The sequence below is a fragment of the Saccharothrix sp. ST-888 genome, from assembly GCF_000955975.1.
Classification (GTDB): Bacteria; Actinomycetota; Actinomycetes; order Streptomycetales; family Streptomycetaceae; genus Kitasatospora.
Window position 1 is genome coordinate 1 of record NZ_JYJF01000384.1, and the last position, 427, is coordinate 427.

Below are 427 nucleotides of genomic sequence, written 5' to 3' on the forward strand. Positions count from 1 at the left end.
CGCTCGGCAGCAGCTCGGCCTCGTCACCCGCGACCACCACCGACGAAGGGCCGTTCACGGCCGCGATACCCACCCGCCCGCTCAACAGCGGCAACACCTCGGCCTCGGACGCCTGCACCGCCACCATCGCACCACCCGACGGCAACGCCGGCATCAGCCGCCCACTCAACGGCGTACACGCTCCGGCGCGGGCCGCCTCAACCGCCCCCATGGAACCACCCGCCGGCAACGCCGGCAGCAACCGCCCACGAGCTGCCACCACCCGCCACGCATCCGCCAACGCCCGCCCAGCCGCCACATGCGCCGCAGCCAGCTCACCGATCGAATCACCCGCCACGAAGTCCGGCCGCAGACCCCACGACTCCACCAACCGGAACAACGCCACCTCGACCGCGAACAGGCCGGTCTGGGCGTACAGGGTCCGATC

At 72.4% G+C, this 427-nt stretch carries 1 protein-coding gene; it reads right to left on the bottom strand.

The window, feature by feature from the left end; all coding sequences use genetic code 11:
* The coding region (locus UK12_RS33205; RefSeq protein WP_045306933.1) for an acyltransferase domain-containing protein at nt 1-427 on the bottom strand (427 nt) is incomplete at both ends.